Source organism: Streptomyces sp. NPDC002776 (assembly GCF_053592195.1).
The window spans coordinates 78,480-92,725 of the sequence record NZ_JBSFVG010000007.1; the positions used below are offsets into that span (position 1 = coordinate 78,480).

Below are 14,246 nucleotides of genomic sequence, written 5' to 3' on the forward strand. Positions count from 1 at the left end.
CCGTCGTACCCCCGAGGGCCGCCCGGACCGCCGGGCGGCCCTCGGCATGTCCCCCGGAGAGCGTGAGCGATGCCGCAGCCACCGGACCGGTCGGTGCACTGGCAGCCCGGCTTCCCCGTCGACGCCCGCCTGACCCTGAGCAGCCTGCGCCGGGGCCCGCGCGACCCCACGCACCGGCTGGAGCCCGACGGCTCGCTGTGGCGCACCGCGCTGACCGCCTCCGGACCGGTCACCTACCGCGTCCGCCAGCAGCGCCTGGACGACCTCCGCATCGACGCCTGGGGGCCCGGAGCGGCCGAACTCGCCGACTCCGTGCGCCGCGAACTGGGCGCCGACGACCGGCCCGAGCTGTTCCGGACCGGCCACCCGGTGCTGCGCGGCGCCATGCGCCGGCTGCCCGGTCTGCGGGTCCCGTGCACCGGACGCCTCTTCGAGGCCCTGGTACCTGCCGTGCTGGAGCAACGCGTCGTCGGCCTGGACGCCTTCGCGTCCTTCGCCCGCCTGGTCCGGCGGTACGGCGATCCGCCGCCCGGCCCCGCTCCCGACGGCATGCGCCTGCCCCCGCCCCCCGAGACCTGGCGGACCGTGCCCAGCTGGGAGTGGCGCCGGGCGGGCGTGGACCTGCACCGGTCCATCACCCTCGTCGAGGCCGCCCGTCACGCGGCGCGGCTGGAGCGGGCGGCCGGTGACCCGGCACGCGCCTACGACCTGATGGCGAAGCTGCCCGGCGTCGGCGTCTGGACCGCCGCGCAGGTCGGCCACCGGGCCCTGGGCGACGCGGACGCGCTGCCGCTGGGCGACTACCACCTCGCCACCATGACGGGCCTGGCCCTCCTCGGCCGACCCCTGGCGGACGAGGAGGTCGAGACGTTCTACGCCCCCTTCCGCCCGCACCGCTACCGTGTCGTCCGCCTGCTCGAACTCAGCCCCGGCACGGCCCCGCGCAGGGGCCCGCGCGCACCCCGTGCCGGGCCGTTCGCCTAGCCGGCCCTCCGGCGAGCGGGCCGCAGCGTGTCGCCTCCGGCCGACCGCACACCTGTCTGATACGGATCGAACGCTCTGATACGGATCGATGGCCCTCTCGCCCCCGCAAGGAGAGTCACCATGGCCCCCACCTACGCCGTCACCGGCGCCTCCGGCCGCCTGGGCGGACGGATCGCCCGCCGCCTGGCCGCCGCCGGAATCCCCCAGACCCTCCTCGTCCGCACCCCCGCCCGCGCCCCCGAACTGCCCCGCGCCACCGCGGTACCCGGCGCCTACGACGACCACGACGCCGTCGCACGCGCCCTGCGCCCCACCGACCGCGTCCTGATGGTCTCCGCCTCGGAGACCCCCGACCGCGTCCGGCAGCACCGCACCTTCATCGACGCCGCCGCGGCCGCCGGGGTCACCCACCTCGTGTACGTCTCCTTCTACGGCGCCGCCCCCGACGCCACCTTCACCCTGGCCCGCGACCACTGGCACACCGAGCAGCACCTGCGCGCCAGCGGGGTGCCGTTCACCTTCCTGCGGGACAACCTGTACGCCGACTTCATGCCCGCCCTGGTCGGTGAGGACGGCGTCATCCGCGGTCCGGCCGGCGACGGACACGCCGCCGTGGTCGCCCAGGACGACATCGCCGACGCCGCCGTCGCGGTCCTGCGCGACCCGGCCGGGCACGTGGGCCGTACCTGGGAACTGACCGGGCCCGAGGCGCTCGGGCTCCGCGACATCGCGGCCACGATCGCCGCCGTCACCGGCCGCCCCGTCTCCTACATGCCGGAGACGGTCGAGGAGGCCTACGCCTCCCGCGCGGGCCACGGCGCACCGGACTGGCAGCTCGACGCCTGGGTCTCCACCTACACGGCCATCGCCGACGGCTCCCTGGCCGGGGTGACCACCGCGATCGAGGACCTGACCGGCCATCCCGCCATGTCGCTGGAACAGGTACTGCGGGGCTGAGCCGTATCCCGGAGTCGCGTGCCGTTTCCGATCAGTCACGCGTAGGGTCGGAAAGACGGACACCGCTTGACGGAAGAGGGGTCGCCACCATGGCTCAGCAGGTACGCGGCGTGATCGCACCGGGCAAGGACGAACCGGTACGGGTGGAGACGATCGTCGTCCCCGACCCCGGTCCCGGCGAGGCCGTCGTACGGATCCAGGCCTGCGGTGTCTGCCACACCGATCTGCACTACAAACAGGGCGGAATCTCCGACGAGTTCCCCTTCCTGCTCGGTCATGAGGCCGCGGGCGTGGTCGAGTCGGTCGGCGACGGCGTCACCGAGGTCGCACCCGGCGACTTCGTCGTCCTCAACTGGCGTGCGGTGTGCGGGCGTTGCCGGGCCTGTCGGCGGGGGCGGCCCTGGTACTGCTTCGACACCCACAACGCCGGGCAGCGGATGACGCTGACCGACGGCACCGAACTCTCCCCGGCCCTGGGCATCGGCGCCTTCGCGGAGAAGACGCTGGTCGCCGCGGGACAGTGCACCAAGGTCGACCCGGCGGTTTCCCCGCAGGTCGCGGGGTTGCTGGGGTGCGGAGTGATGGCCGGCATCGGGGCCGCGATCAACACCGGGAACGTGAGCCGGGGCGACACGGTCGCGGTCATCGGCTGCGGGGGCGTCGGGGACGCGGCCGTCGCCGGGGCCAACCTGGCCGGCGCCGCGAAGATCATCGCCGTGGACATCGACGACCGCAAACTCGACAAGGCCCGCGCCATGGGTGCCACCCACACCGTCAACTCCCGTACCACCGACCCGGTCGAGGCGATCCGCGAACTCACCGGCGGCTTCGGCGCCGACGTCGTCATCGAGGCCGTGGGCCGCCCCGAGACCTACCGGCAGGCCTTCTACGCCCGGGACCTGGCCGGCACGGTCGTCCTGGTGGGCGTCCCCACCTCCGAGATGAAGCTCGAACTCCCGCTCCTCGACGTCTTCGGCCGCGGCGGCGCCCTGAAGTCCTCCTGGTACGGCGACTGTCTGCCCTCCCGGGACTTCCCGATGCTGATCGACCTGCATCTCCAGGGCCGCCTCGACCTGGAGGCGTTCGTGACGGAGACCATCGAACTCACCGATGTGGAGAAGGCGTTCGAGCGGATGCACGAAGGCGACGTCCTGCGCTCGGTGGTGGTGCTGTGATGGCCGCCCGCATCGAACGCCTCGTCACCTCCGGGCAGTTCAGCCTCGACGGCGGCACCTGGGACGTCGACAACAACGTCTGGCTCGTCGGCGACGACCACGAGGTCGTCGTCATCGACGCCGCCCATGACGCCGACGCCATCGCCGAGGCCGTCGGCGACCGCCGGCTGACCGCCATCGTGTGCACGCACGCCCACAACGACCACATCGACGCCGCGCCCGCGCTCGCCGAGCGCACCGGCGCCATGATCTGGCTGCACCCCGACGACCTGCCGCTGTGGAAGCAGACCCACCCCGACCGCGACCCCGACGCCCACCTCCTGGACGGACAGGTCATCGAGGCGGCCGGCGCCGATCTGCGCGTCTTGCACACCCCCGGGCACGCGCCCGGCGCGGTCTGCCTGTACGACCCCGGACTCGGCGCCGTCTTCACCGGCGACACCCTCTTCAAGGGCGGCCCCGGCGCCACCGGCCGCTCCTTCTCCCACTTCCCGACGATCATCGACTCGATCCGCGACCGCCTCCTGACGCTCCCACCCGAGACGAAGGTCCTCACCGGCCACGGCGACCCCACGACGATCGGCGCCGAGGCCCCGCACCTGGAGGAGTGGATCGCCCGGGGCCACTGACGGCACCGGCGTGACCCGCCGTAAAAGGTGACAGGAGATGTCCGGCTTGCCGGGGAGGGTGGAGGCAAAGCCGTCACACGGAAGGCCGGACATGTCACAGTCACTCAAGGGCAAGGTCGCCCTCGTCGCCGGAGCGACCCGCGGGGCCGGGCGGGGGATCGCCGTCGAGCTCGGCGCCGCCGGGGCGACCGTCTACGTCACCGGGCGCACCACCCGCGAGCGGCGCTCGGAGTACGACCGCCCGGAGACCATCGAGGACACCGCCGACCTGGTCACCGAGGCGGGCGGCCACGGGGTCGCCGTACCCACCGACCATCTCGAACCCGACCAGGTCCGCGCGCTCGTCGACCGCATCGCCGACGAGCAGGGCCGGCTGGACGTGCTCGTCAACGACGTCTGGGGCGGGGAGCACCTCTTCGGCTGGGACACCCCGGTGTGGAAGCACGACCTCGACAAGGGCCTGCGCCTGCTGCGGCTCGCGGTCGAGACCCACGCCATCACCAGCCACCACGCCCTGCCCCTGCTGCTGCGCCATCCCGGCGGCCTGGTCGTCGAGATGACCGACGGCACGGCCGACTACAACCGCGACCACTACCGCGCCTCCTTCTTCTACGACCTCGCCAAGTCCTCCGTCCTGCGCATGGCCTTCTCCCTCGGCCATGAACTCGGCCCGCGCGGCGCCACGGCCCTCGCGCTCACCCCGGGCTGGCTGCGCTCGGAGATGATGCTCGACACCTACGGGGTGCGCGAGGACAACTGGCGCGACGCCCTCGACCGCGTCCCGCACTTCGCCATCTCGGAGACCCCGCGCTACGTCGGCCGCGCCGTCGCCGCCCTCGCCGCCGACCCCGGCGTGGCCCGCTTCAACGGCGCGTCCCTCTCCAGCGGCGGCCTGGCCCAGGAGTACGGCTTCACGGACCTGGACGGCAGCCGCCCCGACGCCTGGCGCTACCTGGTCGAGGTCCAGGACCCGGGCAAGCCGGCCGACACGACCGGCTACCGCTGAGGCGGCACCGGCTCCGTCACCGGCAGCCGCCAGCGCGCCGAGTGGCCCGGCGGCAGGCCCAGGTCCTGCCGCACCGCCGTGTAGTAGCCCTCACGGCCGGCGCGCTGCCGTACCAGCAGCGCCTGCCACGCGTCCGGATCCCGCCGGCCGTCGCGCACGAACCGTTCCATCTCCATCACCGTCACGACCCAGGCGCGTGCCTTGTCCACCACCTCGACACTGCCCAGCATGAGCAGTGCCTCGCCCGACGGATCCCGTCCGTTGTTCGCCTCGGCCAGCAGGGGCTTGGCCTCATCCAGGGGGAGGGGGTCGGGGTGCGTGCCGCAGCCCAGCACGGCGGCGACCCGGTACGTCACCGTGACGGTCTTCTTCACCGACCGGGCGTAGTCGGAGTACACCGCGAGCCGCCGCTCCTCCCACCGTGCCGCCTCCTCCCGCCGGAACCGGGCCTGGTCGCTGCGGACGAGGGCCAGATACGAGCCGAGGGCCCCGATCACCACACCTATCAGGGCGGGCAGTTGCTGGAGGAAGTCAGACATGGGTGCACGGTATCTGCCGAGTTGATCTCGACGGCATTACGGTGCTGCCATGACCGACACAACACGCTTCCAGGGGTACGCAGTTCTCGTCACCGGCGCCGCCCGCGGCATCGGCGCGGCCACCGCCCGCCGGTTCGCCGCGGAGGGCGCGCGGGTGCTGGTGACGGACGTGGACGAGGAGGAGGCGCAGCGCACGGCGGCCGCGCTGCGGGAGCAGGGCCTCACGGCGGAGGCGTACGTCTGCGACGTGGGGGACCGGGCCTCCGTCGAGTCGGCCGTGGCCCACGCGGTGACGGCCTTCGGCGCCCTGGACGTGCTGGTGAACAACGCCTACGGGTGCACCCCCGACGCGCCCCTCTTCGAGGACGAACCGGACGAGGTGTGGGCCCGCGACCTCGACCTCACCCTGACCGGCGCCTACCGCTGCTGCCGGGCCGCCCTGCCCCACCTGGTGGCCTCCGGCCGCGGCGCGATCGTCACCATCGGGTCCGTCAACGGCATCCAGAGCTTCGGCAACCACGCCTACAGCGCCGCCAAGGCGGGCCTCGGCTCCCTCACCCGCACCCTCGCCGGGCACGCGGCGCCCCGCGGAGTCCGCGTCAACCTGGTGGCCCCCGGCACGGTACGCACCACGGCGTGGGCGGGCCGCGAGGACCAGCTCGAGGCGTTCCGCCAGGTGTATCCCCTGGGCCGGGTGGGCGAACCGGAGGACATCGCGTCCGCGGTGACCTTCCTCGCCTCCCGCGACGCCTCCTGGATCACGGGCACGACCCTGGTCGTCGACGGCGGCCTCACGTCGATCAACACGGGCTTCCGGTCGGCCGTCACGGCGGACGACGGGGAGTGAGTTCCGCCTCCCGCAAGCGCGTCCCGAAGTTCACCGTTTCGTCACAGCCGGGGTCGCCCTACAACCTCCGCCCCCGCGCGCCTGTCTAGCTGGCAGAGATCGCGGGAGAGCGCGACGCAGCGGCGAAAGGGAAGGGTCGACCATGGGGGACATACGCAGACGAGGAGCCGTCATCCTCGGTATCACCGCGCTGACGGCACCGCTCACGTTCGCGCTCGGGGCCGCGCCGGCGCAGGCCGCGAGCTGCACCTCGCAGACCGGGCCGTACCAGAAGCAGGTGGAGAAGTTCCTCGGGCTGCCCGTCGACGGCAAGCAGTCCAGCTCCGACTGCAAGGTCATCCAGGCCTTCCAGACCAAGCACGGCATCACGCCGAACGTCGGCTACGCGGGCCCCGTGACCTGGGGTGTGATGGACCTCATGAACAAGCAGAAGGCGGTCGGGAGCACGCCCAACAAGGACGGCAAGTGCCCGGTCAACAAGGGCCGGATCGCCTGCGTCAACCTCACCCTCCAGCTCAGCTGGATCCAGGACGGCGACAAGCTCGTCTACGGCCCCGTGCCGGTGCGTACCGGCCGTAACGGCGACGAGACCCGCACCGGCCTGACGAAGATCTACTGGCGCAACATCGACCACGTCTCGTCCCTCTACAACGTGCCGATGCCCTACGCCCAGTTCTTCGACGGCGGCCAGGCCTTCCACTCGGCCAGTGTCAGCATGTGGAACCCGCCCGGCTCCCGCGGCTGCGTCAACATGACCAAGACCACGGCCCAGAAGTACTGGTCCCTGCTGAAGAAGGGCGACGACGTCTTCGTGTACGGCCGCAAGCCGGGCACCTGAGCCGGTCCTGGGCACAAGCGGGGGGGCGGGGCTTGACGTATGGCCGTGATCGGACGTGATCAGCAACACGGTCCGTTATGTCCATATTGGGCGTGCTTACTCACATGGCCTTCACCTCCGTGGCCGTATGCTTCACAGCATGTCCACCAGTGTTGAACCCGTTTCCGATCGATCGGCTGACGAGGTCAACGAGGAGATCCGGGCCCTGTGGCGCCGGGCGGGCGGGACACTGAGCGTCGAGGAGCGCGAGGAGTACCAGCGACTCGTCCTGGAGTGGGCCGCAGTGGCCCCGTAGCCGGTACACACGGCCGGGCGCTCCCCGAGGACCGCTAAGCCTCGAAGACCCCCTGGGCACCCTGAGAGATCACGGGGTGCCCCCTTCACTTTTCCCTACGGCCTTCTCCGGACGGCCTCATCCCCAAGTCGCCGAGTAGTACCGCTGATACGCCTTGCGGTCCTGCTCCGCCCGGATGAACCGCGTCGCGACCAGAGCGACCAGCGACCCCGCGACGATCAGCAGCCCTGGGCCCACATTGCGCGGATCGGCCAGCCGTGCCAGCAGCTGCGCCCCCTCGCCCCCGCCGCCGACCGGCGCCGAGGAACCCGGCGTGGCCGCGCCGGGTGCCGCCGCGCCCTGCGGGTCCGACGGCTCGGGCGCGGGTGCCGTGCTCTGCTGCCCCGCGCCCTGGGAGGCAGCCGTGATCAGCTGGACGCCGACCTCGGCCATGGCCTTTGTCACCGGCTGGAAGAAGGTCGTGCCGCCCGAGGCGCAGTCCCCGCTGCCGCCCGAGGTAAGACCCAGCGCGATGCCCTCCGAGAACATCGGCCCGCCGCTGTCCCCGGGTTCCGCGCACACGTTCGTCTCGATCAGCCCGGTCACCGTGCCCTCGGGGTAGTTCACCGTCGCGTTCAGCGCGGTCACCGTGCCGCCGCGCAGCCCGCTGGTGCTGCCGCTGCGGAAGACCCGCTGCCCGACCGACGGGTCACCCGCTCCGGTGATCCGCACCCCCTGCCCGTCCCCGATGGCGACCACGGCGGCGCCCGCCCCGGCGTCCCCGCCCTCGTATCGCACCAGCGAGAAGTCCGCGCCGGGGAAGTTCTGCCGGACCGTGCTGCCGACCTGGTCCCGGCCGCGGTTGTCGGCGAACCAGACCGAGCCGTTCGGGCCGCAGTGCCCGGCGGTGAGGATGAAGTCCCGCTGCCCATCGGTGACGTTGAAGCCCGCCGAGCAGCGCCCGGCGGTCGACAGGATGGGCAGGGCGCCGTTCAGGCGGGTGGTGAAGGTGCCCTCGGTGCGCTCCATGCGGACGAAGGTGCCGATACCGCCCGCCACGTGAGTCAACTTCGACCAGTCGCCCGCGGAGACGGTGCTGTCACCCCGTACCACCACCTGGTTGGACCGGTAGTCCAGCGCCCAGGCCGTCCCGGGCACCCGGGGCGCGGAACCCAGTGTCCGCGTCGCCGACTTGAGCTCGTTCATGCTGTGCGACACCGTCTTCGGCCGGCCGCCCGCGCGGCGTACCTCGGCGGCGGCCTCCTCGTCGGTCACCGCGACGACCGGCCGCCCGTCGGCGCCGAGCCAGCTGCCCGCCGTACGGGAGCCGCCCAGCCGTTCGACGAGCGCGGCGGCCGTGTCGCCCGCTGACCGCACGGTCGCGCCCTGGGCGGCGGAGGGGCCGGGAGGCTCGCTCGCGACGGCGCGTGTCACCATCGCCGAGCCGAGCAGCAGTCCGCCGACGGCCGCCAGCCGCGTCACTCGCCGGACGATCCGTCGTCGTGCGTGCCTCATGCCTGGCTCCCGAACCCGAGCAGCGCGGTGGCAACACCGCGAGGCACTCCTGGAGTTGAGCGCCCGCACTCCATACGTGGCCGGGAGCGGCCGCGTTCACCGCGCGAGGTCCGAGACGTTGCTGCCTAGACTGCCGCCCATGGACGACACGCCGCTGGAGCGGCTCGGCAAGGGTCAGTACCTGCTGATCACCACCTACCGCAAAAACGGCACCCCGGTGCCCACCCCGGTGTGGGTGGTGCGCGACGGCGACGCCCTCGGGGCGTGGACCGTCGCCGACTCCTGGAAGGTCAAGCGCATCCGGGCCCGCGCCGACGTCCTGGTGGGCCCCTGCGACCTGCGCGGCAAGCCCACCGGCGAGCAGATCCCGGCCATCGCGGAGATCACCGACCGGGACACCGTCGCCCGTTACCGCAAGCTGATCGCCCGCAAGTACGGGATCGTCGGCCGCCTCACCCTGCTCGGCAGCCGGATCCGCAGGGGAGCGGACGGCACGGTCGGCATCCGCGTCACGCTCGCACCGTAGACCCCCGGGGGCCCGACCGGCTCTCAGGTCCAGGCGCGGTAGGGCTCGTCGACCAGCTGGAAGACGGGCTCGCCCCGGACCGGGTCCTTCGCCTGCGAGAGCCGGACCCGGTCCCCGCTGTGGATGCCGATCGGAGGGCCCATCACCCGGCCCCGCACCACGAACCCCTCGGCCATCTCGATCAGCGACACATTGCGCGCGGCCGGGCTGTTGCGGTGCACCACCGTGGAGTGCCGCACCGTGCCGGTGCCCTGGCTGCGCTCCGTGCGCAGATCGCTGCCCTGGCAGACCGGGCACAGCAGCCGGTGGTACATCGCGGTGCCGCACCAGGTGCAGCGCTGGAACATCATGGCGTCCGAGTCCTGGGCCGCGCCGGTTGCCTCCAGCACGCCGACCGCGGAGCCGACTGTCGGACGAGCAACGCTTCCTGAGTGGTGGTACACGCTGGTCAACTCCCTGCGCTCGGCCGGAAATCCCACGCACGCGGGACGGCCGCGCACGCACGTGCCCGGTCGCTGTGCCACCGTGCACGCGGTCAGCGTATGGCACTCAGTGCCACGCGTAAAGGCACTGCGTACCCTCAATCTGCGGCGGCGGCGAGAGTGGTCTCGATCTGCTGGACGATCCGCCACAGGGGCGCGCCGCGGCGCGAGACCACGACCACCACGTCCTCGGGCTGCTCGTCGGCGCGGGGCGGCGACGGGGGCGGGGCCGTGGCGCCGAAGGCGGACTGCACATAGCCGAGGGCGTGGTCGACGGTGGCGCTCGCGTCGCCGCGGCCGTCCGAGCGCAGCCAGGAGCGCAGCGCGTTGTTGTGCGCCGCCACCACGGCGGCCGCGATCACATCGGCCTGGAGCGTGCCTTCGCGCCGGGCGGCGAAGCGGGCCCGCAGATACTCGGCGAGCGCCCGCTCGTAGCGCCACACCACCGACAGCTCGTAGGCGCGCAGGCCCGGCACCTGCTTGGTGAGGCGGTAGCGCTGCACGGAGAAGGTCGGGTTCTCCGCGTACATGCGCAGCACCAGCCGGGCCGCGTCGCACACCCGGCCCACCGGCTCGGCGTCCGGCTCACTGGCGGCCAGGAAGGCCGTCATGTCGGCGAGGCACCGCTCGTGGTCCGGGAAGACCACGTCCTCCTTGGACGGGAAGTACCGGAAGAACGACCGCCGCCCGACCCCGGCCAGCGCCACGATGTCGTCCACCGTGGTCTGCTCGTACCCCCGCTCCAGGAACAGCCGGAAGGCCGCCGTGACCAGCGCCTCCCGCATCGGCGGCTTCGCGGCCGCCTGGTCCTTTCCCTCGCGGCCGGGCGCCGCACTGCTGGAGCTCATGGCCCGGAACGTAGCACCTGAGCACGGCGCGCATGGCACTGAGTGCTGCCCGGGGTGGAACCGAGTGCAATGGGTCTGGACAGGCGAAGATGAAGCCCCTGCCGTCCGACCCCGGGTGGAGCGATGTGCTGGAGTGCGCAGGCCGACCTCGTCGCGGGCGTCGGCATCGCCGCCGTGGGCGTGGCGTGTGTGGCACGGGCGCGCCGCGTCCGGGACCTGCCGCTGGCGGCGCTGCCGTTGCTGCTGGGCGCCCACCAGATGGTCGAGGCGGCGGTATGGGCCCGGGACGGCGGTACGGGCCCGGCCACCGTGCTCTGGGCGGTCATCGCCCTTCCCCTCTTACCGCTGTGGGTGCCCGCGGGCGTCCTCGCCGCCGCGCCCCGCCGGGCCCGGCGGCGGCTGCTCCTGCCGCTGGCCGTCGGCATCGCCACCACGGCGGCGCTCTCCGTCGCCCTGGCCACGCGCCCGGTCAGGGCGGAGATCCGCGGCCACACGCTCGGCTACGCGGTGGATCTTCCGTACGCCGAGGGAGTGATCGCGGGCTATCTGCTCGCCACCATCGGCTCGCTCCTCCTCTCCGGCGACGGAGGGCTGGTCCGTCTCGGATGCCTGGTGACCGTGGGGGCGCTGATCTGCGTGGGGCTGTGGCGGACGGAGTTCATCTCCACGTGGTGCGCCGTCGCGGCGGTGTGCTCGGTGGTGTTGTACGGGTGGGTGCGCGGGGGCCGGGGCCGGGGCCGGGTTGCGGGTCCTGTGGCGTGAGGGGTGCTGAAGCGGGTTGCTGGGCGGGGTCGCGTCCCGGCTGCCGGTGCTCCGGGGCGGGTGGGTGCGCGGGGGTGGGCCTCGGTTGCCGGGTTCTCGGCCTGAAGGGCGCGGCGGTCTGGGGATGTGCGGTGGCCGGGGCCTGCAACTGGTCCTGTGGCGGTGAGTGGCGCGGTGGCGGGGCGGGGCAGCCCGCAGGGGGTCGCATTCCGGCGACTGGTCCCTGGGCGCGTGCCCCCTGGGTGCGTGGGGCCGGGCCGGGGCGGCCGGTCCCTAGGGGTGAGTACTGGCGGAGTCGGTGGGTGCGCGGCCGTCGTAGGGCGGTGCCGGTCCCGCGGTGTGCGTGCTGCCGGAGGTGGTGGGTGCGCGGCCGTCGGACGGTGGCGGCAGTCCCGGGGTGCGTGCTGCCGGAGGTGGTGGGTGTGTGGCCCTGGGGTGCGGGGCGGATCCCACGGGGTGAGTGCGCCGGAGTCGGTGAGTGCGCGGCGGTTGGAGTGCGGTGCCAGTCCCACGGTGTCCGTCGCCCGGAGTCGGTCCGGTGCGCTGCGACAGGACCCCCGGCGTGAAGGTCGGCGCAGCCGGGTACTCGGGGCCGCATCTCAGGCAGCACCTGCCCTGACAGGGGGCGATGCCCGGGACCGGCGTACCGCGAGGGAGAGACCATGACGCAGCAGAACGGTGAAAGCCCGACGCCCACCCGGCGGGCGGCGATCCCCGGGTTCCGCCCGGTCGGGGAGAGCGCGCCGCGCGAACCGGCCGCGCAGGAGACCGTACTGCTGCCGGTGAATGATCTGCCGGCCTCCGCCCTTCAGCAACCGGCGCACGACAGAAGCCAGGCCATCCTGGAGGCGACCAAGCAGGTCGCGGCGCTGCTCAAACGCGGCGACCACCTGTTCGCCCTGGCCGGAAGCGTGGCCGCCTACGCCCACGGCGCCGGCGCGCGGCTCCGGCACGACGTCGACTTCTGCGTCCGGCGCGAGGACACCGAAGCGGTCACCAGGACGCTGGCCGAAGCCGGTCTGACCGTCCGCACACCGCCCGAGGACTGGCTGATGAAGACCACCTGCCTGGGCCAGGAGGTCGACATCATCTTCGAGCTGGCGCACCGACCGGTCACGACGGAGACGCTCGGCAGGGCCGAAGAACTCGCCGTCGACTCGGTGCACATGCCGGTGCTCGCCCCGACCGACCTGATGCGGGGCCTGATGGAGGCCTTCTCCGAGCACTACTGCGACTTCGGGTCCGCGCTCGCCGTAGCCCGCGCCCTGCGTGAGAAGGTCCACTGGGAGGACGTACGACGGGACTGCGGGGACGATCCCATGCCCGCGGCGTTCTTCTTCCTCCTGGAGCGCCTGAACGTCATCGAACCCCCGAGGGAGGAGCGATGAACCACTCCCTCACCGAGCCCCCTCCCGGCCCCGGCCGAGCGCACCAGCTGGACTACCGGGTCGCCCACCTCAACGACCACCTGGCGGCCGGGCCCCTCGCCGAACTGGGCGTACGGATCGAGATCCGGGGCGGGGCGGTGCTGCTGACCGGTACGGTCCCCTCCGCCGACTGCCGCGACGAGGTGGTCCGGCTGGCCCGTGAGGAACTGCCGGACTGCCAGGTCCACGCCGACCTCGTGATCGCGGACGCGTCCGTGCCCGACCATGCGGAGGAGCTCCAGTGATCCGGGTCGCGGCCGTCGGTGACATCCATCTGGGCCCCGAGAGCCACGGCACTCTGCGGCCCTCCTTCGAGACGCTGCCCGAGACCGCCGACGTGCTGCTGCTCGCCGGGGACCTCACCCGGCACGGCACCGTGGCGGAGGCCCGGGTGGTCGCCGGGGAGATCGAGGACCTCGGCGTGCCGGTGGTCGCGGTGCTGGGCAACCACGACCACCACGACGACCGCCCCGACGAGGTCAGCGCCGTGCTGCGGGACGCGGGCGCGCACGTCCTGGAGGGCGAGTCGACGGTGGTGGGCGTCAACGGCACGCGGATCGGGGTGGCCGGTACGAAGGGGTTCGGGGGCGGGTTCGTCGGCCGCTGCGCCGGGGAGTTCGGCGAGCCGATCATGAAGGAGTTCGTCCGCTACTCGCGCCGCTGCGCCGACTCCCTGCGCCGGTCCCTGGAGGACCTCGGTGAGCGGGACTGCGACGTACGGGTCGCCCTCACCCACTTCTCGCCGGTGCCGGACACCCTGGCGGGGGAGCCGCCGGAGATCTTCCCCTTCCTCGGCAGCTACCTGCTGGCCGAGGCGATCGACACCGCCGGCGCCGACCTGGCCGTGCACGGACACGCCCACCTGGGCACCGAGCACGGCATGACCAGCGGCGGGGTGAAGGTGCGCAACGTGGCCCAGCCGGTGATCGGCCGGGCCTTCCACGTGTACCATCTGCCGGTGCGCGAGCGGAGCACCGGCGCGGGTGACAACCGGGTGGGAGCGGCGGTGCCGGGGGTGTCCTGAGCACGCGGGTGGCGTGGCTCGGCCGGGCGGGTTGTCGGCCGTCGTGCGTGCCCCTGCCGGTGCTCGCCTGGGCCGGTCATGAGTGGTGATCGCCCGCAGGTCGCCCGGCTGGGCGGCGGGCAGCCGGGTCGGCCCCGTGGCGCGTGAGCCGGGGCCGCCATGCAAGGCAGGCCGGGGCCCGGCCGCGGCGCCGGGGTCCCTTGAGCATGCAGGTGGTGTGGCGTGGCGTGGGCTCGGCCGGGGGTGCCGGCTGTCGTGCGTGCCCCTGCCGGTGCCCGCATGGCCCGGACGTGCGTGGTGATTGCCCGCAGGCCGCCCGGCTCGGCGGCGGGCAGCCCCCGAGGCGTGAGCCGGGGGGCGTCAGGCAGGGCAGGCCGGGGCCCGGTGGCGGCGCCGACGGCTTCTTGAGCGCG

Annotated in this window: 17 protein-coding genes; 13 read left to right on the forward strand and 4 right to left on the reverse strand. The window is 73.2% G+C overall.

The features are described 5' to 3' along the window. The first annotated feature begins 69 nt into the window (after positions 1 to 69). The 5 genes from ACWD11_RS16390 (at position 70) to ACWD11_RS16410 (ending at position 4,751) form a co-directional block, all read left to right on the forward strand. Positions 70 to 984 carry a DNA-3-methyladenine glycosylase family protein gene (locus ACWD11_RS16390; RefSeq protein WP_451283608.1) on the forward strand — a complete coding sequence of 305 codons (915 nt, stop codon included), beginning with the start codon at positions 70 to 72 and terminating at the stop codon, positions 982 to 984. Positions 985 to 1,104: 120 nt separating this feature from the next. Beyond that, positions 1,105 to 1,941 carry an SDR family oxidoreductase gene (locus ACWD11_RS16395; protein WP_451283610.1) on the forward strand — a complete coding sequence of 279 codons (837 nt, stop codon included), beginning with the start codon at positions 1,105 to 1,107 and terminating at the stop codon, positions 1,939 to 1,941. A gap of 89 nt (positions 1,942 to 2,030) precedes the next feature. After that, positions 2,031 to 3,116, forward strand: a complete 1,086-nt coding sequence (locus ACWD11_RS16400; RefSeq protein WP_451283612.1) for an S-(hydroxymethyl)mycothiol dehydrogenase — start codon at positions 2,031 to 2,033, stop codon at positions 3,114 to 3,116. After that, positions 3,116 to 3,745: an MBL fold metallo-hydrolase gene (locus ACWD11_RS16405; protein ID WP_451283613.1), complete on the forward strand. Its 630-nt coding sequence runs from the start codon at positions 3,116 to 3,118 to the stop codon at positions 3,743 to 3,745. Before ACWD11_RS16400 ends, ACWD11_RS16405 begins: the two co-directional genes overlap by 1 nt. Positions 3,746 to 3,836: 91 nt before the next feature. Next, positions 3,837 to 4,751 carry an SDR family oxidoreductase gene (locus ACWD11_RS16410; protein WP_451283615.1) on the forward strand — a complete coding sequence of 305 codons (915 nt, stop codon included), beginning with the start codon at positions 3,837 to 3,839 and terminating at the stop codon, positions 4,749 to 4,751. On the opposite strand, the gene ACWD11_RS16415 is transcribed toward ACWD11_RS16410, so the two are convergent. Continuing rightward, the gene (locus ACWD11_RS16415) at positions 4,742 to 5,290 is read right to left on the reverse strand and encodes a hypothetical protein (protein WP_451283617.1); all 549 of its coding nucleotides are present in this window, start codon (positions 5,288 to 5,290) and stop codon (positions 4,742 to 4,744) included. The genes ACWD11_RS16410 and ACWD11_RS16415 overlap by 10 nt on opposite strands. A gap of 49 nt (positions 5,291 to 5,339) precedes the next feature. On the opposite strand from ACWD11_RS16415, the gene ACWD11_RS16420 reads away from it, so the two are divergent. The 3 genes from ACWD11_RS16420 to ACWD11_RS16430 all read left to right on the forward strand — a co-directional run bounded on the left by ACWD11_RS16420 (position 5,340) and on the right by ACWD11_RS16430 (position 7,270). Further along, on the forward strand, positions 5,340 to 6,137 hold the full coding sequence (locus ACWD11_RS16420; protein WP_389417146.1) for an SDR family NAD(P)-dependent oxidoreductase: 798 nt from the start codon (positions 5,340 to 5,342) through the stop codon (positions 6,135 to 6,137). 142 nt (positions 6,138 to 6,279) lie between these two features. After that, the gene (locus ACWD11_RS16425) at positions 6,280 to 6,975 is read left to right on the forward strand and encodes a L,D-transpeptidase (protein ID WP_451283621.1); all 696 of its coding nucleotides are present in this window, start codon (positions 6,280 to 6,282) and stop codon (positions 6,973 to 6,975) included. Between the two features lie 139 nt (positions 6,976 to 7,114). After that, the gene (locus tag ACWD11_RS16430; protein WP_250071768.1) at positions 7,115 to 7,270 is read left to right on the forward strand and encodes a hypothetical protein; all 156 of its coding nucleotides are present in this window, start codon (positions 7,115 to 7,117) and stop codon (positions 7,268 to 7,270) included. A gap of 117 nt (positions 7,271 to 7,387) precedes the next feature. On the opposite strand, the gene ACWD11_RS16435 is transcribed toward ACWD11_RS16430, so the two are convergent. Continuing rightward, on the reverse strand, positions 7,388 to 8,764 hold the full coding sequence (locus ACWD11_RS16435; protein ID WP_451283622.1) for a S1 family peptidase: 1,377 nt from the start codon (positions 8,762 to 8,764) through the stop codon (positions 7,388 to 7,390). A gap of 139 nt (positions 8,765 to 8,903) precedes the next feature. Between ACWD11_RS16435 and ACWD11_RS16440 the strand changes: the two genes are divergently transcribed. Further along, positions 8,904 to 9,290, forward strand: coding sequence for a PPOX class F420-dependent oxidoreductase (locus ACWD11_RS16440; protein WP_451283624.1), 387 nt, complete (start codon positions 8,904 to 8,906; stop codon positions 9,288 to 9,290). A gap of 23 nt (positions 9,291 to 9,313) precedes the next feature. On the opposite strand, the gene ACWD11_RS16445 is transcribed toward ACWD11_RS16440, so the two are convergent. Together ACWD11_RS16445 and ACWD11_RS16450 are read right to left on the reverse strand one after the other, a co-directional pair. Next, positions 9,314 to 9,733 carry a Zn-ribbon domain-containing OB-fold protein gene (locus tag ACWD11_RS16445; RefSeq protein WP_389417150.1) on the reverse strand — a complete coding sequence of 140 codons (420 nt, stop codon included), beginning with the start codon at positions 9,731 to 9,733 and terminating at the stop codon, positions 9,314 to 9,316. A 137-nt stretch (positions 9,734 to 9,870) separates the two neighbouring features. Beyond that, entirely contained in the window at positions 9,871 to 10,620 is a 750-nt protein-coding gene (locus ACWD11_RS16450; RefSeq protein ID WP_389417151.1) for a TetR family transcriptional regulator, read from the reverse strand. A gap of 123 nt (positions 10,621 to 10,743) precedes the next feature. Here ACWD11_RS16450 and ACWD11_RS16455 point away from each other — a divergent pair, with 123 nt between their 5' ends. From ACWD11_RS16455 to ACWD11_RS16470, 4 genes are all read left to right on the forward strand, one after another. After that, positions 10,744 to 11,382, forward strand: coding sequence for a DUF6629 family protein (locus tag ACWD11_RS16455; RefSeq protein WP_451283626.1), 639 nt, complete (start codon positions 10,744 to 10,746; stop codon positions 11,380 to 11,382). Positions 11,383 to 12,044: 662 nt separating this feature from the next. After that, entirely contained in the window at positions 12,045 to 12,770 is a 726-nt protein-coding gene (locus ACWD11_RS16460; protein WP_451283628.1) for a hypothetical protein, read from the forward strand. After that, positions 12,767 to 13,054 (forward strand): BON domain-containing protein, encoded by a 288-nt coding sequence (locus ACWD11_RS16465; protein WP_389417154.1) that lies wholly within the window; start codon positions 12,767 to 12,769, stop codon positions 13,052 to 13,054. Before ACWD11_RS16460 ends, ACWD11_RS16465 begins: the two co-directional genes overlap by 4 nt. Further along, the gene (locus ACWD11_RS16470; RefSeq protein ID WP_451283630.1) at positions 13,051 to 13,833 is read left to right on the forward strand and encodes a metallophosphoesterase family protein; all 783 of its coding nucleotides are present in this window, start codon (positions 13,051 to 13,053) and stop codon (positions 13,831 to 13,833) included. Before ACWD11_RS16465 ends, ACWD11_RS16470 begins: the two co-directional genes overlap by 4 nt. Positions 13,834 to 14,246: the final 413 nt, after the last annotated feature.

Excerpts from the sequence above, each read along its gene's own strand:
- ACWD11_RS16390 (WP_451283608.1), top strand. The coding sequence starts at position 70 with ATGCCGCAGCCACCGGACCGGTCGGTGCACTGGCAGCCCGGCTTCCCC.
- ACWD11_RS16395 (WP_451283610.1), top strand. The coding sequence starts at position 1,105 with ATGGCCCCCACCTACGCCGTCACCGGCGCCTCCGGCCGCCTGGGCGGA.
- ACWD11_RS16400 (WP_451283612.1), top strand. The coding sequence starts at position 2,031 with ATGGCTCAGCAGGTACGCGGCGTGATCGCACCGGGCAAGGACGAACCG.
- ACWD11_RS16405 (WP_451283613.1), top strand. The coding sequence starts at position 3,116 with ATGGCCGCCCGCATCGAACGCCTCGTCACCTCCGGGCAGTTCAGCCTC.
- ACWD11_RS16410 (WP_451283615.1), top strand. The coding sequence starts at position 3,837 with ATGTCACAGTCACTCAAGGGCAAGGTCGCCCTCGTCGCCGGAGCGACC.
- ACWD11_RS16415 (WP_451283617.1), bottom strand. The coding sequence starts at position 5,290 with ATGTCTGACTTCCTCCAGCAACTGCCCGCCCTGATAGGTGTGGTGATC.
- ACWD11_RS16420 (WP_389417146.1), top strand. The coding sequence starts at position 5,340 with ATGACCGACACAACACGCTTCCAGGGGTACGCAGTTCTCGTCACCGGC.
- ACWD11_RS16425 (WP_451283621.1), top strand. The coding sequence starts at position 6,280 with ATGGGGGACATACGCAGACGAGGAGCCGTCATCCTCGGTATCACCGCG.
- ACWD11_RS16430 (WP_250071768.1), top strand. The coding sequence starts at position 7,115 with ATGTCCACCAGTGTTGAACCCGTTTCCGATCGATCGGCTGACGAGGTC.
- ACWD11_RS16435 (WP_451283622.1), bottom strand. The coding sequence starts at position 8,764 with ATGAGGCACGCACGACGACGGATCGTCCGGCGAGTGACGCGGCTGGCG.
- ACWD11_RS16440 (WP_451283624.1), top strand. The coding sequence starts at position 8,904 with ATGGACGACACGCCGCTGGAGCGGCTCGGCAAGGGTCAGTACCTGCTG.
- ACWD11_RS16450 (WP_389417151.1), bottom strand. The coding sequence starts at position 10,620 with ATGAGCTCCAGCAGTGCGGCGCCCGGCCGCGAGGGAAAGGACCAGGCG.
- ACWD11_RS16455 (WP_451283626.1), top strand. The coding sequence starts at position 10,744 with ATGTGCTGGAGTGCGCAGGCCGACCTCGTCGCGGGCGTCGGCATCGCC.
- ACWD11_RS16460 (WP_451283628.1), top strand. The coding sequence starts at position 12,045 with ATGACGCAGCAGAACGGTGAAAGCCCGACGCCCACCCGGCGGGCGGCG.
- ACWD11_RS16465 (WP_389417154.1), top strand. The coding sequence starts at position 12,767 with ATGAACCACTCCCTCACCGAGCCCCCTCCCGGCCCCGGCCGAGCGCAC.